20 protein-coding genes are annotated in these 19,558 nt (G+C 71.5%); 14 read left to right on the forward strand and 6 right to left on the reverse strand.

Annotated features, from left to right (window positions below; genetic code table 11):
- Positions 1 to 117 precede the first annotated feature (117 nt).
- The 6 genes from FY549_RS05285 (at position 118) to dinB (ending at position 6,099) form a co-directional block, all read left to right on the forward strand.
- A complete protein-coding gene (locus tag FY549_RS05285) occupies positions 118 to 1,392 on the forward strand; it encodes an ATP-binding protein (protein WP_149084142.1) in 1,275 nt (424 codons plus the stop codon).
- Positions 1,389 to 2,147 carry a response regulator gene (locus tag FY549_RS05290; RefSeq protein ID WP_149084143.1) on the forward strand — a complete coding sequence of 253 codons (759 nt, stop codon included), beginning with the start codon at positions 1,389 to 1,391 and terminating at the stop codon, positions 2,145 to 2,147. The genes FY549_RS05285 and FY549_RS05290 overlap by 4 nt, the downstream gene beginning before the upstream one ends.
- Before the next feature lie 53 nt (positions 2,148 to 2,200).
- A complete protein-coding gene (locus FY549_RS05295) occupies positions 2,201 to 2,959 on the forward strand; it encodes an SDR family NAD(P)-dependent oxidoreductase (RefSeq protein ID WP_149084144.1) in 759 nt (252 codons plus the stop codon).
- Positions 2,956 to 4,032, forward strand: coding sequence for an enolase C-terminal domain-like protein (locus tag FY549_RS05300; RefSeq protein WP_149084145.1), 1,077 nt, complete (start codon positions 2,956 to 2,958; stop codon positions 4,030 to 4,032). Before FY549_RS05295 ends, FY549_RS05300 begins: the two co-directional genes overlap by 4 nt.
- A gap of 1 nt (position 4,033) precedes the next feature.
- Positions 4,034 to 4,837 carry an SDR family NAD(P)-dependent oxidoreductase gene (locus FY549_RS05305; protein WP_149084146.1) on the forward strand — a complete coding sequence of 268 codons (804 nt, stop codon included), beginning with the start codon at positions 4,034 to 4,036 and terminating at the stop codon, positions 4,835 to 4,837.
- A 65-nt stretch (positions 4,838 to 4,902) separates the two neighbouring features.
- A complete protein-coding gene (gene dinB, locus FY549_RS05310) occupies positions 4,903 to 6,099 on the forward strand; it encodes a DNA polymerase IV (RefSeq protein WP_149084147.1) in 1,197 nt (398 codons plus the stop codon).
- Positions 6,100 to 6,168: 69 nt separating this feature from the next.
- On the opposite strand, the gene FY549_RS05315 is transcribed toward dinB, so the two are convergent.
- Together FY549_RS05315 and FY549_RS05320 are read right to left on the reverse strand one after the other, a co-directional pair.
- Positions 6,169 to 6,519 (reverse strand): nuclear transport factor 2 family protein, encoded by a 351-nt coding sequence (locus tag FY549_RS05315; RefSeq protein ID WP_149084148.1) that lies wholly within the window; start codon positions 6,517 to 6,519, stop codon positions 6,169 to 6,171.
- On the reverse strand, positions 6,512 to 7,261 hold the full coding sequence (locus FY549_RS05320; RefSeq protein ID WP_149084149.1) for an SDR family NAD(P)-dependent oxidoreductase: 750 nt from the start codon (positions 7,259 to 7,261) through the stop codon (positions 6,512 to 6,514). Before FY549_RS05320 ends, FY549_RS05315 begins: the two co-directional genes overlap by 8 nt.
- Positions 7,262 to 7,338: 77 nt before the next feature.
- Here FY549_RS05320 and FY549_RS05325 point away from each other — a divergent pair, with 77 nt between their 5' ends.
- Both FY549_RS05325 and FY549_RS05330 read left to right on the forward strand, forming a co-directional pair.
- Entirely contained in the window at positions 7,339 to 8,313 is a 975-nt protein-coding gene (locus FY549_RS05325) for a C-terminal binding protein (RefSeq protein ID WP_149084150.1), read from the forward strand.
- Between the two features lie 10 nt (positions 8,314 to 8,323).
- Positions 8,324 to 9,181 (forward strand): fumarylacetoacetate hydrolase family protein, encoded by an 858-nt coding sequence (locus FY549_RS05330; RefSeq protein WP_149084151.1) that lies wholly within the window; start codon positions 8,324 to 8,326, stop codon positions 9,179 to 9,181.
- 259 nt (positions 9,182 to 9,440) lie between these two features.
- Here the strand turns inward: FY549_RS05330 and FY549_RS05335 are convergent, their stop codons facing one another.
- On the reverse strand, positions 9,441 to 10,289 hold the full coding sequence (locus tag FY549_RS05335; RefSeq protein ID WP_149084152.1) for an SMP-30/gluconolactonase/LRE family protein: 849 nt from the start codon (positions 10,287 to 10,289) through the stop codon (positions 9,441 to 9,443).
- Positions 10,286 to 11,104 (reverse strand): hypothetical protein, encoded by an 819-nt coding sequence (locus FY549_RS05340; RefSeq protein ID WP_149084153.1) that lies wholly within the window; start codon positions 11,102 to 11,104, stop codon positions 10,286 to 10,288. The genes FY549_RS05335 and FY549_RS05340 overlap by 4 nt, the downstream gene beginning before the upstream one ends.
- Before the next feature lie 65 nt (positions 11,105 to 11,169).
- On the opposite strand from FY549_RS05340, the gene FY549_RS05345 reads away from it, so the two are divergent.
- From FY549_RS05345 to FY549_RS05370, 6 genes are all read left to right on the forward strand, one after another.
- Positions 11,170 to 12,018: a Gfo/Idh/MocA family oxidoreductase gene (locus tag FY549_RS05345; protein ID WP_149084154.1), complete on the forward strand. Its 849-nt coding sequence runs from the start codon at positions 11,170 to 11,172 to the stop codon at positions 12,016 to 12,018.
- A 174-nt stretch (positions 12,019 to 12,192) separates the two neighbouring features.
- Positions 12,193 to 13,137 carry a phosphate/phosphite/phosphonate ABC transporter substrate-binding protein gene (gene phnD / locus FY549_RS05350; protein ID WP_200838882.1) on the forward strand — a complete coding sequence of 315 codons (945 nt, stop codon included), beginning with the start codon at positions 12,193 to 12,195 and terminating at the stop codon, positions 13,135 to 13,137.
- Positions 13,138 to 13,142: 5 nt separating this feature from the next.
- Positions 13,143 to 13,976 (forward strand): phosphonate ABC transporter ATP-binding protein, encoded by an 834-nt coding sequence (locus FY549_RS05355; protein ID WP_149084155.1) that lies wholly within the window; start codon positions 13,143 to 13,145, stop codon positions 13,974 to 13,976.
- A complete protein-coding gene (gene phnE / locus FY549_RS05360) occupies positions 13,960 to 14,799 on the forward strand; it encodes a phosphonate ABC transporter, permease protein PhnE (protein ID WP_149084156.1) in 840 nt (279 codons plus the stop codon). The genes FY549_RS05355 and phnE overlap by 17 nt, the downstream gene beginning before the upstream one ends.
- Positions 14,796 to 15,563, forward strand: coding sequence for a tyrosine-protein phosphatase (locus tag FY549_RS05365; protein ID WP_149084157.1), 768 nt, complete (start codon positions 14,796 to 14,798; stop codon positions 15,561 to 15,563). The genes phnE and FY549_RS05365 overlap by 4 nt, the downstream gene beginning before the upstream one ends.
- A complete protein-coding gene (locus FY549_RS05370; protein WP_149084158.1) occupies positions 15,560 to 16,180 on the forward strand; it encodes a TetR/AcrR family transcriptional regulator in 621 nt (206 codons plus the stop codon). Before FY549_RS05365 ends, FY549_RS05370 begins: the two co-directional genes overlap by 4 nt.
- Positions 16,181 to 16,313: 133 nt before the next feature.
- Here FY549_RS05370 and FY549_RS05375 read toward each other — a convergent pair whose 3' ends face one another.
- Both FY549_RS05375 and FY549_RS05380 read right to left on the reverse strand, forming a co-directional pair.
- Positions 16,314 to 16,658 (reverse strand): TraR/DksA family transcriptional regulator, encoded by a 345-nt coding sequence (locus FY549_RS05375; protein WP_149084159.1) that lies wholly within the window; start codon positions 16,656 to 16,658, stop codon positions 16,314 to 16,316.
- Between the two features lie 315 nt (positions 16,659 to 16,973).
- Positions 16,974 to 19,520: an MMPL family transporter gene (locus FY549_RS05380; protein ID WP_149084160.1), complete on the reverse strand. Its 2,547-nt coding sequence runs from the start codon at positions 19,518 to 19,520 to the stop codon at positions 16,974 to 16,976.
- Between the last annotated feature and the right edge of the window lie 38 nt (positions 19,521 to 19,558).

The raw sequence follows: 19,558 nt of genomic DNA on the forward strand, positions 1-19,558 counted from the left end.
CTGACCTAGGGTGTCATCACGGGCACGGGCCCCCGATGTCGACCCGAATTGTTCTCATAAACGCACACGCGGCGCACCGCCGCCCGTCCGGATCCGATCGCGAGGAGGCGACCGACCATGGCCCCGTCCCCGAGCCAGCGCGTCATCCGGCTCACGCTGCTCGTGCTGCCGTCGCTGATCACCCTGTCGTCCCTGTCGATCACGGTCGCGGTGGCGCTCTCGGCGCAGGCCAGCAGCATTCGGGAGTCCACCGTCGACCGGGTGCAGGAGGTGGCGTCGAGCCTCGCCGAGCTCCCGGACGTGCGGGCCACCGTGGAGGCGGCATCGTCCGCCGGCACGCCCGAGGATCTCGCGGACGCCGCCGACCTGGCGCCAGCGACGGCGAGGCTGCAACCCGTCGCCGAGCTGATCGCTCGCGCCGCCGGGGTGTACTACGTGGTCATCACGGACGACGAGGGTGTGCGGATCACGCACCCGCTCGCGTCTCAGCGCGGTGTGCAGGTCGCGACGACGAATCGGTCCGTCCTGGAGGGCACACCGTTCCTCGGAACCGAGACCGGCCCCTCCGGCCCTGCCCTGCGGGCCAAGATCCCCGTCCGGAACGACACGGGTGCGGTGGTCGGGATGGTGGCGGTCGGGGTCCGGGAAGCGGATATCGCCGCGAGGCGCGACGAAGCGCTCGCTGACCTGCTGCCGTGGGGGATCGGTGCGCTGATCGTCGGCACGATGGCCAGCTCCATCCTCACCGCCGCGGTCGAACGGCGCTTCCGGCGACTCGACGGCCTCGCGGTGGAGCATGCGCAGATGAGCCGCACGACCGCGGCCCTGAAGGAGCAGTCACACGAGTTCACCACCCGGCTCCACGTGATCCACGGACTGGTGTCGCGAGGTGACACCCCCGAAGCGCTTTCCTACATCGAGGACGTCGTCCCGGTCACTGCCCCGAGTCCCGCCGAGGGCACGGCGGCAGGGAGCGGTGACGCCGTCCGCGATGCGGCCGTGCACGCGATCCGCGCTGACCTGCTCGACCTCGGAGCCCAGGTCGAGTTCGACCTGGACACCAGGACGGGCTTCGACGACGAGCTGGTCTCGGTGCTGGCGAACCTCTGTCGCAATGCGGGCGAGGCGGGAGCCACCCGCGTGCGCTGCACGCTGCGAGAGCATGGGGGTCGCCTTCAGGGGGCGGTGGAGGACGACGGGCCGGGCGTCGATCCGCGACTGGCCCCACGGATCTTCCTGCCCGGGTACTCCTCCAAAGCCGGCCCGCGCCGGTCGGGAGTCGGTCTTGCGCTGGTGCGGCGGATCCTCCACTCCCGCAACGGGATGATCGAGGTCGGTTCCTCGCCGCTGGGCGGCGCGCGGTTCTCGTTCGAGATGTCGGGTACACGATGACCGCGCCGATCCGCGTCCTCATCGTCGACGACGACCGCGGGGCCCGCGCGCTGCACGGGGCATTCGTGGCGGAGACACCCGGGTTCGTCGTCGCGGGCACCGCGGCCACGGGCGAGGAGGCATCGGCGCTGGCGACTCGCGGCTTCGACCTGATCCTGCTGGACATGCGCCTCCCGGACATCAGTGGTGTCGAGGTTCTGCACCGGCTCCGGACGCTCGGGCAATCCAGTCCCGACGTCCTGGTCATCAGCTCCTCGCCGGATCGGACGACCGTGCGCCAGGCGATGTCCGCCCATGTCGTCGGCTACCTGTTGAAGCCGTTCACCCAGGAGGCCTTGCAGGAACGGCTGGAGCGATACCGTGCGAACCGCCATGCGGGGGCGGATCCCGGTCGGGAGAGCCCCCTGGGGCAGAGCGAGATCGACAGGCTCCTCGCCACCGGGGGGATCGAGGCGGGCGTGCGCCCCGCTCGCACCTCACCGCCGGACCGCCCGGCGCACGCGGGAGCGGCTCGTCTACCGAAGGGACTCGCCGAACCGACGCTCGCGCGCGTCGTCGCCGCCCTCGACCCCGTGGACGCACGCTCCGCCCGACAGATCGCCACCGCCTGCGCCCTGTCGCCGGGGACGACGCACCGGTACCTCGGCTACCTCCTCGATGCCGGCGTGCTCGACGTCGCCCACCGCTACGGCCGGCGAGGTCGTCCGGAGATCCTGTACCGGATCGTGCCCTCGGGGCCTGCCGAGACCCGCTGACGCGAAGTCTCCCCTACTATTGCTATAGCAAATCCCCGAGGTAGAGGAGAGACATGACCGCGCGCCCCGTCGCCATCGTCACCGGAGGCTCGGCCGGCATCGGCTGGGAGATCGGACAGCGACTCGCCGCGGACGGCTACCTCGTCGTCGCGACCGACCGCGTCCCCGGCCTCACCGCGGGCGAGAACCCCGCGGGCATCCTGTGGCGGGAGCTCGACGTCACCGATCACGCCGCCGTCGACCGGGTCTTCGGCGACATCGAGGCGGAGCTCGGGCCCATCGAGGTGCTCGTGAACAACGCCGGCATCCAGCGTCATCGCGGGATTGAAGACCTCACGTGGGACGAGTGGTCCGCGGTCGTCGACGTGAACCTGCACGGGGTGTTCTCGGCGCTCCAGGCCGCCGGGAAGCGCATGCTCGACCGGGGCGATGGCCGCATCGTCAACATCTCCTCCATCTCCTCCCGAGGCTCCGCGGGGCGGGCGCCGTATGCCACGACCAAGGCCGCCGTCATCGGACTCACCTCCACGGCGGGAGCGGAGTGGGCGGCGCGCGGTGTCCGAGTCAACGCCGTGGCCCCGGGCTATGTCGACACCGGCGTCTTCCGTCAGGGTGTGGAGCAGGGGACGCTGAGCCTCGACACGATCCTGTCCCGCATCCCCGCGAAGCGCCTGGCAGACGCCAGCGAGATCGCCGCCGCCGTGAGCTTCCTCGTCTCGGACCAGTCGCGCTACATGAACGGGCAGACGCTGTACGTCGACGGCGGGTTCATGGTGGACTACGGCGTGCCCCTCGCGAAGAAGCCCGAATGACCGCCGTCTCCCGGGTCGACACGGCCACGGCGATCCTGCCCCTTCCCGCCCCACTGCAGCTCGGGGCGATGACGGTCACGCGGCGGGAGTACTCCGCGGTGCAGGTGGCGGCGGACGACGGGACCACCGGGATCGCCTACTGCCTGTCGCGCGAGGCTCCGATGGCAGAGATCGTCGAACGCCTGGTGGCGCCGCACGCGGTGGGGGTCGATGCGGACGACCCCGCCGCCGCGTGGGAGCGGATGCTGCGCGGCAGTGCGATCGTCGGACGGGTCGGGCTCGTGCGGCGGGCGATCGGCCTCGTCGACATCGCCCTCTGGGATATCGCGGCTCGACGAGCCGGTGTGCCGCTGTGGACCCTGCTCGGCACGGGTGACGCCCCGCGCGAGGGAATGCTCGTCGCCGCGTATCCGTCTCTGCAGCGCACGCCGCGGGAGGTCGCCGATGAGGTGCTCGCGCAGACGGACGGGTGGGCGCAGGTGAAGATCTCCCGCATGCCCGATCCGGCATACATGCGAGAACTGCTCGCGATCCTCGGCGCCGAGCTGCCGTCGTCGACCGGGCTCGTCGTGGACGTGGGCTTCGGGTGGGCCGACGCGGAGTCCGCCGTGGCGGAGATCGAGCAGTGGGGCGAGCCGCGTCTGGCCTGGCTCGAGGACCCCTTGCTCCCCGAGGACGCGGCCGGTGTCGCCCGCATCCGGCGCGAGACCGGGCTGCCCGTGGCGGTGGGCGACGAGGTGACCGACCCCGCCGTGCTGCGAGCCCTGGTGGAGGTGGGCGAGGTCGACGCCCTTCGCCTCGACGTCGTCGCGATCGGCGGCATCACCCCGGCGCGCGAGCTCATCGCGTGGGCGGCGGAGCGCGGTGTCCCGGTCTCCGGGCACGTGTATCCCGAGGTCACGGCCCACCTCGGCATCCAGGTGGAGACGTTCGCGCGCGGTGTGAACCCCTACGATCCCGCGCCGTCCTTCGTGACGGGCGGCCCGGGATTCGCCGGGACCGTGACGCCTTCCGCGGCCCCGGGACTCGGCTTCGGCCTCGACCCCGCCGTCTTCCGATTCGAGAGGGACTGACATGACACCTTCCCCGCGCAGCGTCGTGGTGACCGGCAGCGGCAAGGGCATCGGGCGGGCCGTGGCCGAGCGGCTCACAGCTGACGGCTGGACCGTGGTGGGGCTCGAGCGCTCACCCGGCTCCGGGACCGTGGAGGAGGGCATCGTGGCCGAGGTCGTGCTCGGGGACGCCGCCGACCGGGACGCCCACGAACGCGCCGCCGCCGCCGCGCGTGCCAGGGCTCCCCTGGCCGGCTGGGTCAACAACGCGGGCATCACGAAGCGCACACCGTTGCATGAGCTCGATGAGACGGTCGTGCGTGAGATCGTCGACATCAACGGTTTCGGCTACCTCTGGGGCTGCGCGACGGCCGTGTCCGCGTTCGTCGATCAGGGCGTCGCGGGGGCGATCGTGAACATCGGCTCGATCCACGGGCGGTCGAGCTTCGTGGACCATGCGGCCTACGAGTTCACGAAGGGCGGCATCGACGCCCTCAGCCGCAGCGTCGCGGTGACATATGGCGGATTGGGCATACGGGCGAACACGGTCGCGCCGGGTGGTGTGCGCACCCCGCATCTGGAGGCGCAGATCGCACGGGCGGCCGACCCTGCGGCCGAGGAGCGGGCGCTCGCGGAGGGCCCGCCGATGGCGCGCATCGCCCGATCGGAGGAAGTGGCCGCGGTCACCGCGTTCCTGCTCTCCGATGAGGCTCCGTACCTCTCCGGGCAGTCCATCGCGGTCGACGGGGCCTGGACGGCGTCTTTCGGGGACATCACCCTCGACCCCGCGCTGCGCGCACGCTTCGACGCGCCGCCTGCTCCCTGACCGCCCGCGACGGGTGCCGATGTCCCCGGTCCGTGTGACGATGCGCTCGTCGACGGGAGAACGGGATGCGCGGGGAAGCGACGGTGCTGCATGCCGACCTCGACGCGTTCTACGCCTCGGTCGAGCAGCGCGACGCACCGGAACTGCGCGGCCGCCCTGTCATCGTCGGCGGCGGGGTCGTGCTGGCCGCGAGCTACGAGGCGAAAGCGCGCGGTGTCCGCACGGCGATGGGCGGACGGCAGGCGCGCGAGCTCTGCCCCGACGCGATCGTCGTCCCGCCGCGCATGGAGGCCTACTCCGCCGCGAGCAAGGACGTGTTCCGCATCTTCCGTGACACCACCCCGCTCGTGGAGGGGCTCTCCATCGATGAGGCGTTCCTCGAGGTCGGCGGTCTGCGGCGGATCGCCGGCAGTCCCGAGCAGATCGCCGTGCGGCTGCGCGAGCGCGTGCGCGCCGAGGCGGGCCTGGCGATCTCGGTCGGCGTCGCCCGCACGAAGTTCCTCGCCAAGGTCGCGAGCGCGGTGAGCAAGCCCGACGGTCTTCTCGTCGTGGAACCGGACCGCGAGGAGGAGTTCCTGCTGCCGCTTCCGGTCGAGCGGCTGTGGGGCGTGGGTGCCGTGACGGCGGAGAAGCTGCACCGGTACGGCATCCGAACGGTCGGAGAGCTCGCGGAGCTCGAGGCCGCGACCGCGGAACGGATGCTGGGGAAGGCGACGGGGGCGCACGTCCATGCGCTCGCCCGACTGCGGGATCCGCGCCCCGTGGACGCGACGCGGCGCCGCGGGTCGATCGGGTCGCAGCGGGCGCTCGGCACCCGTCCCCGGTCGGCGGACGACCTGGACGTCATCCTCACCCAGATCGTCGACCGGCTCGCGCGACGCCTCCGGGACGGCGACCGCGTGTGCCGGACGGTCGTGCTGCGGCTGCGCTTCGGCGACTACGCGAAGGCCACGCGGTCCCGGTCGCTGCGGGCGCCGACAGACCGCACCGCCGTGCTGCTCGCGGTCGCCCGCACGCTCCTCGCCGCCGCGCAACCGGAGATCACCGGTCGCGGCATCACCCTGCTCGGGCTTTCGCTGTCACAGCTCGACGCCGCGGACAGCGTCCCGCCCGAGCTGCCGATCGATTGGGGGGACGAGTCCCGCCTCGACTCCGTGCTCGACACGCTGCGCGACCGCTACGGCGCGGACTCCGTGTCCCGTGCCGCTCAGCTCGGCCGCGATCCCGGCTGGTCGTCTCCGGTCCTCCCGGAGCGCCACTGACCACTTCTCGACTCGCCCGATCGGTCCCATCCCGACCGAGCTGCCGCCTGTCGGGCAGCTCGAAGCGGGTCAGGCCTTGAGCATCGACGCCCGCGAGATCACGCCGCCGACGACGTCGAACGTCGCGATGGTCTCCGTGGCGATGCCGGCGTTGATGACACGCTCCTGCGCGACCACCCAGCGGGAGCCGAAGAGAACGCTCGTGTCGATCACGCAGGAGAGTTCGGGGTTCTGCAGCCGCGGCTCGTAGAACGCGCGGATCGCGGCGGACCCGACGAGGGGTTCCGGTGCGACCCCGGTGACCACGGCGTCGTCGGCGTAGGTCGCGACGAAGGCGTCGAGGTCGTGCGCGTTGAAGGCGTCGAGCTGCGCCTGCACGGTGTCGAGGGCGGAACGGTCCTGGGTGGCGCGGTCAGTCAATGCGAACTCCTCCGTTGACGTCGTAGGTGGCTCCGGTGATGAAGCGGGCCCGCTCCGAGGCGAGCGATGCGATGATCCAGGCCACGTCCTCCGGCTGGCCGAACGCGCCGAGGGGGATGCCGGACTCGAGCTTCGCGCGGCCCTCGCCCTGGAGCTGATCCGTGATCGCGCTGGCGACCGGTCCGGGGGTGACGGCGTTGACGCGGATGCCCTCGGCGGCGAGGTGGCGGGCGAAGCTGCGGGTGATAGCGAGGATCGCCCCCTTGCTCGCCGCGTAGTGGATGCCCGTCTGCAGGGCGCCGACCTGTCCGGCGATCGAGGCGATGTTGATGACCGAGCGGTCGCCCCCGGCGGCCCGGAGCAGGGGGAGCGCCGCGCGGGTGAGGAGGAACGTGCCGCGGGCGTTGGTCTCCAGGACGAAGTCCCACTCCTCGATGTCGATCTCGGGGTAGGGGGTGTACGGGCAGACGCCGCCGTTGTTGACCAGCACGTGGAGGTCGCCCCACGCGGCGGTGATCTCGGCGATCAGCGCGGCAATCGAGTCGGGGTCGCGGAGGTCGAGGCGCGACACCTGCACAGCGGGGGAGCCCGCGGCGCGGCACTCGTCTGCCACGCGGGCGGCTTCGGCCTCGCGTCCGGCGTAGGTGATCCAGAGGGCGACGCCCTCGCGGGCGAGTTCGAGGGCGGCGGCGGTTCCGATGCCGGAACTGGCGCCCGTGACGAGTGCGCGGCGAACAGTCATGACTAAACGCTATAGCAAGGACATGGCTTCAGCACATCGGGTAGGGCGAAACCGCTAGATGCTATAGCATCGCTTCCATGACCGCGCCGTTCATCCTCGTCACCGACTGTGACCTCCCCGGAACCGTCATCGAAGACACCCTCCGCGCCGCCGGCCTCCGCGCGGAGCGGGCCGCCTCCGGAAGCCCGGATGACATCGCGGCCGCAGGGGCCGACGCCGAGGCGCTGGTCGTGCAGTGGGCGCGCATCGACGGCGACCTCATGGACCGGCTCCCGAACCTCCGCATCATCAGCCGTGTCGGCATCGGCTACGACATGATCGACGTCGAGGCCGCCACCGCCCGCGGCATCGCCGTCGCGAACACGCCGAGCTACTGCATCGAGGAGGTCGCCGCGCACACCGTCGCGATGATCATGACGCAGGCCCGCGGCCTCTCGGCCTACGACCGTGCCGTGCGTGACGGCGTCTGGAAGGCCGTCGACGCCCGGCCACTCGCCGTGCGCCCGTCCACCACGACCGTGTCGGTCCTCGGCTTCGGGCGCATCGGCTCGATCGTCGCCCGCGGGTGTCGGGCGCTCGGATTCCGTGTGCTGGTCGCCGACCCGTATGCCTCCGACGACGCCGTGCGCGACGCGGGCTGCGAGCCCGTCGACATCCCGTCGGCGATCGCCCGCGCCGACATCCTCACGCTGCACGTGCCGCTGACGGACGAGACCCGCCACCTCCTCGACGCCGAGGCGCTCGCGACGATGAAACGCGGCGCCGTGGTCGTGAACACCTGCCGTGGACCGCTCATCGACGAGGACGCGCTGGCCGCGGCCCTCCGCGAGGGGCGGCTCTCCGGTGCCGCCCTCGACGTCTTCGCGGAGGAACCGCTCTCCGCGGCGTCCCCGCTGCGGGCGCTGGACCAGGTGCTCCTCACGCCGCACGCCGCCTGGTACTCGCCGGAGGCTCTGGCGGACTTGCCCGTGCACGCCGCCGAGAACGTGATCCGCTCGCTCGCCGGCGAGCCCGTGCCCCTCGTCAACCCGACCCCCGCCGCCGCGCGCTGAGAGGACACCCATGGAACTGCTGCGACTCGGCGCGATCGGCCGCGAGCGTCCCTACGTCCGCGACGACCAGGGCGTGGTGCGTGATCTCGGGTCCGTGACCCGCGACATCGACGGCGCCTTCCTCGCCGCGGACGGCATCGCCCGGGTCCGCGCGGCGCTCGCGGACGGCACTCTCCCGAAGGTGGAGACCGCGGGACTGCGCGTCGGTGCCCCCGTGGCTCGGCCGACCGCGGTGATCTGCATCGGACAGAACTATGCGGCGCATGCCGCGGAGTCCGGGTCCGAGCCGCCTGCGCACCCCGTGGTGTTCTTCAAGCACCCGAACACGGTGGTGGGCCCGGATGACGTCGTGCTCCTCCCGCCCGGGGCCGAGAAAGTGGACTGGGAGGTCGAGCTCGCGGTCGTCATCGGCCGCACGGCGCGGTACCTGCCCTCCGTGGAGGCTGCGCGCGACGTGATCGCCGGCTACACGATCTCGAACGACGTGTCCGAGCGGGCGTATCAGCTCGAGGTCTCCGGCGGACAGTGGTCGAAGGGGAAGTGCTCCGAGACGTTCAACCCCCTCGGTCCGGCCCTGGTGCCCGCGGACGAGGTGGACCCCCAGGCGCTTCGGCTGCGCTCTTTCGTGAACGGCGAGCCGCGGCAGGACTCCTCCACCGCCGACATGATCTTCCCGGTACTGCGCCTCGTCCACGAGCTCAGTCACTACCTCGTGCTCGAACCCGGTGACATCATCAACACCGGCACCCCGCAGGGCGTCGCGCTGTCCGGACGCTTCCCCTACCTCCAGGACGGCGACGAGATGACCATCGAGATCGAGGGGCTCGGGCGTCAGCACCAGCGGACGGAGCGGGTCCGTCTCGGGTGAGGCCTGTGCCCGGGGCACGGTTCCTTTCGCTGAGTGCAACCGTGTCCCGGGTAGAGGTCTTTCCTGGACTCCGCGGGGTCAGGCGTTCGCGCGGGCTCAGGCGGGTGGAGGGACAGGGTGCCTGTTGTCGCGCGAGTGCCTGTCGCGACGGGCGCCCGCGGGGTCAGGCATTCACGCGGGGTCAGGCGTTCGCGCGGGCTCAGGCGGGTGGAGGGACAGGGGGCCTGTTGTCGCGCGAGTGCCTGTGTTCGCGCCCGGGTCAGCCGGCGAAGGGGAGCACCGGGAGACCGTGCACCCCGGGCCGCACGGCGAAGACGGACCCGGCGGCAGTGCCGTGATCGGACGGCAGACCCTGTGCGGAGGTCGTGATGAAGAGCGTGCCGAGGTCATCACCGCCGAACGTGCACGCGCTGACCTGAGGCACCGGCAGCACGATGTCCTCGCGGACCGCCCCGGACGCCTCGAAGCCCCGTACGCGGCTCCCGCCCCACAGCGCGACCCAGACACTGCCGTCCGCGGCGACCGTGAGGCCGTCGGGCACGCCGTCGTCTTCGGGAATGTGCGCGAACACGCGGCGTCCGCGGAGGTCGCCCTCGGCCACGTCGAACACGTCGATCCGGCCGGTGTCGGTGTCGACGTAGTAGACGCGGCGGCCGTCCGGCGAGTAGCTCACGCCGTTGGACGAGGTCACGCGGGGGAGCACCGTGGTCACGTCCAGGGCGGCGTCGATGCGGAGCACGGTCCCTGCACCCGCGGTGGAGTCCGTGGACATCGATCCCGCGAGGAGCCGTCCCCGCGGGTCGCAGCAGCCGTCGTTCATGCGCACCGCGCCGTCGTCGAGCAGCGTCGCGACGGGTCGGGCCTCCGCATCGGGGCCGTCGGCGAGGTACAGGGTGCGCGCTCCCACCGCCACGAAGCCCCCGGACGTCCGCGGACGGAAGAACGCGAGGTACTCGTCGTCGATGTGCTGGCGGACGATCTCGTCGCCGCGGAGGGTGAGCAGGTCGCCCACGTCGCCGTCGACCCAGCGCAGTCCGCCCCACCCGGGCCACCAGATCGGGGCCTCGGCGTGCACGGCGACGGGGCCGGTGATGTTCTCGGGGGTCATGTGCCCTCCGTCGTCCGCCGCGGGTCGGTCACGGGCAGCGGCTCCGGAACGGCCTCGGCATGATCCGTCGCTGCGGCCGCGGACGGAAGCTCCTTCGCGACCTGCTTCTCGAGCACGGTCACGGCCTCGTCGGAGAGCAGGATGAGGCCGTCGAGCTCCTCGCGCACCCGCTTGTATGCGATGTTCCGCTCGGACTGCGTCGCCGACTCGTCCACGGCGACCTTGAGGAGCTGCTGCGCGCGGTCGAGGCGCTTGCGCTCGGCCTCGGTGAACGTCGAGTCACGCAGCCGACGTGCGTCCTTCTCCGCGATCTCGAACGCGACCGCGTAGTCGCCGACGGCCTGCAGGTACTCCGCGATCTGCTGCTCCGAGAGCTTCGCGTCGGCGGAAGGCGGACGCAGCGCGTCCGCGGTCTTCTTCGCGCGGAGGAAGGCGGCCGTCAGCGGCTGGCGGCCGTCGCTCATCGCGGGGAAGGCGATCAGCTTGGCGACGTCGAGCTCGTAGTCCAGCCACCGCGCGGTGATCTCGTCGTGCTCGGCGAACAGGCGGGCGAGCAGGTCGTCGGGGGTCACCGACGCGGTCGTGTCGACGACCGTCGGACCCTGGCGCTTCGCCTGCCGTCCGGCCGTGCGCGCCTCGATCTCGGCCGTCTTGAGCTGAGCCTTCATACGCAGCGTCTCCAGCCGGCGCTCGTGCCGACGCTTGGAACTGCGCTCCCAGGCCTTGGCGGCGCCGCCGGCCATTCCCATGATCGGGAAGACGAGCCACCAGTAGTCACCCGCGAAGTCCCAGAAGCCCCGGATGAACTCGTCCATGATGGGTTCAGCCTACTGCGCACCGAGGGGCCGCCGGGGGACAGCATGAGAGGGAGGACGGGCGGATGAAGAGCGTCGGCATCGTCGGCATCGAGAACAGCCACGCGACGGAGATCGTCCGCTTCCTGATCACCGGCGTCGCAGAGGTCCCTCTGCGGATCACGACCGTCGTCGCGGGGGAGCCGGAGCGCACGCGGGAACTGGTGGAGCTCGGGGGCATCGATCGGGTCGTCGACGAGGTGGCTGCGCTCCGGGGCGCGGTGGACGCGCTCATCGTGACCGCCCGCGACGGCGCCGACCACCGTGCCGTCGCCGTCCCTTTCCTCGAGGCCGGGGTGCCGGTGTGGGTGGACAAGCCGCTCGCGGCGGATGTCGCCGATGCCGACGCGATCCTCGCTGCCGCGCAGCGAGGCGGAGCACCCGTCACCTCGTCGTCGACGCTCCGCTGGCTCCACGACACCGCCGAGCTGGCGGCGGAGGCGGGCCGCATCGGGGAGGTGCAGTCGGTCACCGTCACGGGGCCGGCCGATCCGGACAGTCCGCACAGCGGCATCTTCTTCTACGGCATCCACGTCGCCGATCTCGCCCAGTGCCTGTGGCCCGGCGCTGCGGAGAGCGTCGACGTGGAGTTCCTGCCCGCGGGTGTGGTCGCCCGGTATCGCGTCGATGGCGTGCCGGTCACGCTCGAGTTCGTGCGTCCGGACGGTGACCGTCAGGTGCCGTTCCGTGCGGCGGTCGTCGGCCGTCACGGTATCGCGAGCCGGGAGATCGCGATCGGGCCCGGGTACGTGCAGCCCGGCGTCCGCGCGTTCGCCCGGATGCTCGAGACCGGCGAGTTCCCCGTGCCCGCCGCCGAGATGCGTGCCTCGATCGCCGTACTCGACCAGGTCGCCGAGGCGCTCGGCCCCCGCTGACCCGGGCACAGCTCCGGAGATCCGGGCCGACACGCCGGGGCCGGGGGCACCTCGTCGGCCTGTCGCCTGCCGTCTCCGAAGTTGTGCGCGAGAGACACCATCCGTTCACGCAGCGTTCGGTTACGGGTACGGCGGTCTCGTAATTCCTCGTCACCTTCGGGAGTTGGAATACCGATGGTCTCGGAATCCCGAGGCATCACCTCCCGAAAGGTCATCATGCGCCGCTTCACCCTGCCCGCCGTCGGCCTCCTGGGCGTCGCCGCCTTCGCGCTCACCGGGTGCCAGACCCCGACCGCCGATGCGGCCCCTGCCGACCCCGACGCTCCCCTCACGATCGCCACGATCCCCGTCGGCGAAGACCCCACGGCCGAGAACCCGATCGAGGTGTTCGCCGCGCTGCTGGAGGACGCGACGGGCCGTGAGGTCGAGATCACCGACGTGCCCGACTACCTGAGCGTGGTCGAGGCCCTCCGCTCCGACCACGTCGACATCGGCATCATGAGCGGCTTCCCCTCCGCGCTCGCCGTGAACACGGGCGAGGTGGACGCACTGGTGGCCTTCGAGGGCGACGGCAAGCCGGTGTCCACCTGTGTCGTGCTCGCGGACTCGCCCGTGCAGACGGTCGAAGACCTCGCGGGGAAGACCGTCGCCTTCGCCGATCAGGCCTCCAGCTCGGGCTACTTCATGCCGGTCTTCATGCTCCACGAGGCCGGGCTGGAGCAGGGCGAGGACTACGAGGCCATCTTCGCGGGCGGCCACGAGGGCAGCTTCGCGGCCCTGGAGCAGGGGCAGGTGGATGCCGCGTGCACCGCCGTCATGCTCACCGAGCTCGGCGCACCGATGTTCCCCTTCGCGGATGGCGAGTGGCGCGCGGTCGGCGAGAGCCCGGCCATGGACGTCGCGGGTGCCGTGCTCGGTCGCCCCTCGCTCGACGCCGAGACGCGCACGGTCATCCAGGACGGCATCGCCGCCGTGTTCACCCCGGAGAACGCCGAGAAGCTCGGAGCCTTCGGGGCGTTCGCCGCCGCTCCGCAGACGGTCGACCCCGAGGACAGCGCGTTCGCGTCGTTCGCCGAGATCGCGGCCGTCGCGGGTGTCGAGTTGAAGGACCTCCAGTGACGGGCATGAGCGTCGCCGCCGTGGCTGCGCGGCACCAGGATGACGGGCGCACGCCCACGGCAGAGGTGCACCAGGCGCTGCCGCTCGTCACCGTCCGCGGCCTGCGCGTCGCCTACGACTCCACGACGGTGCTGGACGGCGTCGACCTCGACCTCTTCCCCGGGGAGATGGTCGCCCTCCTGGGGGCCTCCGGATCGGGCAAGTCCACGCTGATGCGGAGCCTCACCGGTTTCGCGCCCATCGCGGCCGGGTCCGCGCGGGTCGCCGGGCACGACGTCACGAACCTCGGGCGAGGGGAGCTGCGGACGCTGCGCTCCGAGGTGGGGCAGGTGTTCCAGCAGTTCAACCTCATCCCGCGCCTCAGCGTCCTCACGAACGTGCTGACCGGGGCGCTGCACGGCGCCGGGCCCGCCAACCTCGTCGGCGGCTTCACGCATGCCCACCGGCGCCGGGCCCTCGACCTCCTCGACCGCGTCGGCATCGCACATAAGGCGACGGCACCCGCACGGTCGCTGTCCGGCGGGCAGCAGCAGCGGGTGGCGATCGCCCGCGCGCTCATGCAGCGGCCGAAACTGATCCTCGCCGATGAGCCGGTCGCCTCGCTCGACCCGAAGCTCGCCGACTCCGTGCTCGGGCTGCTCCGCGAGATCGCGGTGCAGGACGGGATCCCTGTGCTCGTGAGCCTGCACGTGTTGCCGCTCGCCCTCGCGCACAGCGACCGCATCGTCGGTCTGCGGCACGGGGAGATGCTCGTCTCCGGCGTCACATCACAGCTGGACGTGGCCGCACTGGAGGACCTGTACGACGACGAGGAGCACCGCGATGACGACGACCGTTGAGCGCCAAGAGCGGGCCGTGCGCCCCCAGCTCGACCCGGCGGAGCGCGCCCGGCTCGAGAGCGCCTTCCGTGTCCCCCGCGCCCGCTTCCTCCTCGGCCTCCCGGTCGCCGCGCTGCTGCTGTTCTGGTCGTTCGCCGGAGCCGGGTTCGACTTCGTGAAGCTCGGCGAGGGTGCCGTCAACATGGGGGAGTTCCTGTCCCGGTTGTTCCCGCCCGACTTCTCGAAGATCGGCACCATCCTCGCGCTGCTGCTGGAGACGTTCCAGATGGCCGTCGTCGGCACCGTCCTCGGCGCGGTGCTGTCCCTGATCGTCGCGTTCGGGGCGACGTCGACCCTCGCGCCGCGGTGGCTGTACTACCCGACGCGCTGGATCATGAACATCATCCGCTCCGTGCCCGACCTCGTGTTCGCGCTCATGTTCGTCTCGGCGGTGGGACTCGGACCGTTCGCCGGGATCCTCGCCATGACGCTCGGCTCCATCGGGTCGATCGGCAAGATCTTCGCGGAGGCCATGGAACAGGTCGACCGCGGTCCCGTCGTCGCGATGGAGGCGGTCGGCGCCTCGAAGCGTCAGGTGATCCAGTACGCCGTGCTCCCCCAGGCCGCACCGCTGCTCACCTCGTACACGCTGCTGCTGTTCGAGGGGAACGTCCGCGGCGCGACGATCCTCGGTCTCGTCGGCGCCGGCGGCATCGGGCTGGAGCTGACGACCGCCATGCGCATGTACGACTACGGCCACCTCAGCGCCATCATCCTCTGCATCATCGTGCTCGTCACGCTGATCGACCAGGGCAGTGCCCTCATCCGAAGGAGAATCACATGACCATGATCGACACCGGTCTCATCCTCAGCGCGCCGGTCAACCTGCGCGACCTCGGTGGCATCGCCATCGACGGCGGGGTGCTCCGCGCGGGTCTGGCCATCCGCACCGACGACCTCGCCTACGTGACCGCGGAGGTCGCGGACGAACTGCTCGCCGGCGGGCTCACCGCCATCATCGACCTGCGCTCGCCGCTCGAGGTCGCGGTCACCGGCCGCGGTCCGCTCGGCGAGCACCCGGTCGCCTACCACCACCTGCCGCTCATCGCCGACGTCGGAGCGTCGATCGACCGCGATCACCCCGCGCTGACGCACGAGGCCATGGGGCTGATGTACCTCCGCATGGTGGAGGGGGCGGCGCCGCAGCTCGTGACGGCGCTCAACGTCATCGCGCACACGCCGGGGGCGACGGCCTTCCACTGTGCGGCGGGGCGCGACCGCACCGGCGTCCTCGCCGCGATGCTGCTGCTCGCCCTGGGGGCTGCGGATGACGACATCGTGGACGACTATGCGCGTACCGGGGAGAACATGGTGGCGATCATGGCGCGCACGGCGCCGGTCATGGGGGCGATGTGGAAGGCGCTCGGCTTCGACGTCGATGCGCGGGATGCCTCGTCCGCTCTGCTGGAGGGGTCGATGGACGTGTCGATGCGGAGCCTCCTCGATACGCTCCGGGCTCAGCACGGCGACCCGCTGACCCCGCTCCGCATGGCTGGTCTGTCCGACGCGACCATCGCCCGGCTGCGCGAGCGGGCGCTCGGCGCGTGACGGTCGCGACACGGTCGCCGGAGGTGCGGCGTCGGCCCGGCCGTCCGCGTGACGAGGACATCGATGCGCAGATCGTCGCCGCCACGCTCGAGATCATCGACGCGGGGGAAGACGTGACGGTCGCGCGGGTCGTCGCCCGGAGCGGCGTCAGCCGGGCGGCGCTGTATCGACGCTGGCCGACGCTGACCATGCTCATCGCGGCGGCCCTCGACGTGGGGCGGGAGGTCCCTCCGGAGTACCCGGCCGACGCCGATCTGCGCGAGATCCTCCTCACCGGCCTCGGGCTCGGGGCGGACGGCGTGGCTCCGTCCGCGCCCGGGTATTCCGAGGAGCGGTTCCGCCAGCGCATCCGTCTCGTCATGTCCGACCGGGCGCTGCAGAAGGCGTACTGGGAGTCGCACGTGTCCCGCCGTCGGGTCCCGTTGCAGAACGCTCTGCGGGCCGGAATCGTGCGCGGCGAGCTCCGGGCGGATCTCGACGTGGAGGCGTGCTTCGACGCGGTGGCCGGTGTCGCGTACTACCAGCTCGTCGTCCGCGGGGACCGGATCGACGACCCGGCCGTGGTGGCTCGCCTGCGCGCCGCCGTCGACGTGATCTGGCGCGGCATGCTGTCCTGACGAGACCCTCTCGAGCGGCACAAGTGCGGAGATCCGGTACGGCGCGCCGCCGACACGTCGTTCTGGGCGGCGTGTCGGCCGCGTTCTCCGGAGTTGTGCCCGGCACGTCTCGCGGGTCCAGGATGCTCCGGCATCAGCGACCGAGCTTCTCGGCGCAGGCCACGCAGTACTCGGCGAACGGCCGCACCTCCAGTCGCTCCGGCGGGATGGGTCGCCCGCAGTGCGCGCAGATGCCGTAGGTGCCGGCGTCCATCCGCATCAGCGCCTCGTCCACCTGCCGGAGCTCGGCCTGTGCCGCCTCGGCGAGCCCTGACAGCCGTGACCACTCCGACGAAAGCGTGACGCCTTCCGGGTCGTGCTCGTCATCGTCGTTCGAGCCCTCGCGGTCGTGCATGAGCTCCGCGAGCGTAGCCGCCGTCGCCGTGACGCGGGCCTCGGCCTCGGCGCGGCGCTCTTCCAGCAGTGCACGCAGATCCATCCGCCCACTCTAGGTCCGCCGCCACCCGCGCTGGCCCGGACTCCGGAGACCGCGCGGGATCAGGCGCCCGCGCGGGATCAGGCGCTCGCGTGGGTTCAGGCGTCCGCGCGGGATCAGGCGTCCGCGCGGGGTCAGGCGCCCGCGCGGACTCAGGCGCCCCCAGCAAGAAGTCGCCTGAACTGCCGCGCCTGCCTGCCCTCCCCGACAGCCGGCACCCGCGACCGCTCGCGCAGCATCAGGCATCCGCGCGGGGTCAGGCGGCCCTGATCACAGTCGCCTGAACCCGCGTGAACGCCTGTCCCGGCCGAACGGGGTTCAGCCGCGACGCCGCTCGCGGGAGCGCGGGGGCTCCACGGTGGGCACGGAGTCGGTGTGCACGCTGGGGTGATCCCGCTCCAGCGCCGCGCCCTCCATGTCGACGTTCGGAACGATGCGGTCGAGCCACGTCGGCAGCCACCAGGCCGAGCGTCCGAGCAGGTGCATGAGCGCGGGCATCAGCAGCATGCGCACCACGAAGGCATCGAGCAGCACGCCGAACGCGAGACCGAACCCGATGGAGCGGATGATGGTCGACTCCGAGAACACGAACCCGCCGAACACCGACACCATGATGAGGGCGGCGGCAATGACCACCGAGCGACCGGCACGGAAGCCCTGCGCCACGGCATCGCGCGCGGAGGCGCCGTGCACGTAGGCCTCCCGCATCCCCGACGCGAGGAAGAGCTGGTAGTCCATCGCGAGTCCGAACAGGATGCCGACGAGGATCACGGGCAGGAAGCTCAGGATCGGACCGGTGCTGTGCAGCCCGATCAGGTCGGCGCCCCAGCCCCACTGGAACACCGCGACGATGAGCCCGTACGTCGCGAACAGCGACAGGACGAACCCGCCCGTGGCGATGAGCGGCACGAGCAGTGAGCGGAACACGACGATCATGATGAGCAGCGACAGCCCCACGACGACCACGAGGTACAGCGGGAGAACGCTCGCCAGGGCCTCGGAGATGTCGATGTTCGTGGCGGCCTGCCCGGCGACGCCGAGGGTGATGTCGCCGTCGATCTCGGGGAGCGCCCGGAGGTCCTGCACGAGCTTCTCGGTGGAGGCACTGTTCGGCCCCTCGGCGGGGAGCACCTGGAAGGCGAGGAGCGTATTGTCGTCCGACGTCGCGATGGGGGCCACCGCGACCACGTCGTCCTGCTCCGCGATCTTCTCCGCCACGGTCACCTGTGTGGCCAGGAGGTCGTCGTCGCTCACGGCGTCGTCGAGGGTCGCGGTGACGAGGAGTGGCCCGTTCGCTCCTTCGCCGAACTGCTCGTCGACGGTCTGGAACGCGCGGTAGCTGGTGGAGTCGGCGGGCTCGCTCGATCCGTCCGGGAGGCCGAGGCGCATCGACATCGCGGGAATCGCGATCACGAGCAGCGCGACGACGCTGACGAGCGCGGTGACGACCGCGCGCAGCGTCGACATCCGGCGCACGGGCCTTCCCGCGGCGTGTTCCTGACCGATCGTCGCCCGGGCCTTGCGGCCGAGCAGGCGGGTGCCGACGAGACCGAGGATCGCGGGGGCGAGGGTCACGGCCACGAGCACCGCGACGGCGACACAGACCGCGCCCACCGTCCCCATGAGGCCGAGGAACGGCACACCCGTCACGTTGAGGGCGAGGAGCGCGACGATGACCGTGGTTCCCGCGAAGACCACTGCCGTGCCCGAGGTGCCGGTGGCGAGGCCGATGGACTCGCGCACGGGCGAGCCCGCCAGCAGCTGCTTGCGGTGCCGGTTCACGATGAAGAGGGAGTAGTCGATGCCGACCGCGAGCCCCAGCATCACCCCGAGGACGGGGGTGACCGAGGCCATGTCGACGACACCGGAGAACGCGAGGGATGCCGTCACGCCGACGCCGACGCCGACCACGGCCGTGACGATGGGCAGGGCCGCGCCGATCAGCGAGCCCAGCATCACGATGAGCACGACCGCGGCGAACGCGAGTCCGATGGCCTCGCCGACGCCGAAGATCTCGGGCACGCCCTGGGCGATGTCGGTGCCGAAGTCGACCGTGACGCCGTCGATCTCCGCGTCCTGGAAGTGGGCGATGGTGCTCTGCTTGACCTCCTCGGACAGTTCCAGGCGCGGGTCGACGAAGGAGACGTTGACGATCGCGGTGGAGCCGTCCTCCGACACGACGCCGATGCCGTCGGCGAGGTCGAGCAGAGTGGTGCCGAGCTCCAGTTGCTCCGCGTTGTCGGCGAGCTCGGCGCGGTTCGCGTCGATGGTGGCCTGCTGTGCGTCGAGCTGCGCGAGCTGGGCGTTCAGTTCCGCGAGCTGCGCATCGAGTGCGGCGGTCTGCTCGGGCGGCGCGCCGGCGGCCTCGGCCTGAGCCCGCGCGCCGTCGAGCTGAGTGATGCCGGCCTCGAGCTGGGCCCGGCCGTCGTCGAGCTGCGCCTGCCCGGCGTCGAGCTGGGCCCGCCCGCTCTCGAGCTGGGCCTGCCCGTCGGTCAGCTCCTTCGCCTGCTCGTCCTGCTGCCGCTGGGCGTCGAAGGGGTCGACGACCGAGGCGACACCGTCGAGCTCTTCCGCGCTCGCGGCGAGGTCGGAGATCGCCTGCTTCTGCTCGTCGGTGAAGGGCTCGCCGTCATCGGTCGTGTAGACGACGGTCCCGGTGCCGCCGGCGGTGTCGGGAAGCTTGTCGGCGAGCTGATCGGTGACCTCGCCGGAGGCGGTGCCCGGAATGTCGAAGCTGTTGCTCAGCGTGCCGCCGAAAGTGAGGAAGGCGCCCACGCCGAGCCCGAGGATGAGCACCCAGGCGACCATCACCGTCCATGCTTTGCGCGCAGCGAAAGAACCCAGACGGAACAGCAGTGAAGCCACGTGATCTCCTTCAGACGAAAAGAGCATACGGCACGTCT

The sequence above is a fragment of the Microbacterium sp. 1S1 genome, from assembly GCF_008271365.1.
In the GTDB taxonomy this organism is placed as follows: domain Bacteria; phylum Actinomycetota; class Actinomycetes; order Actinomycetales; family Microbacteriaceae; genus Microbacterium.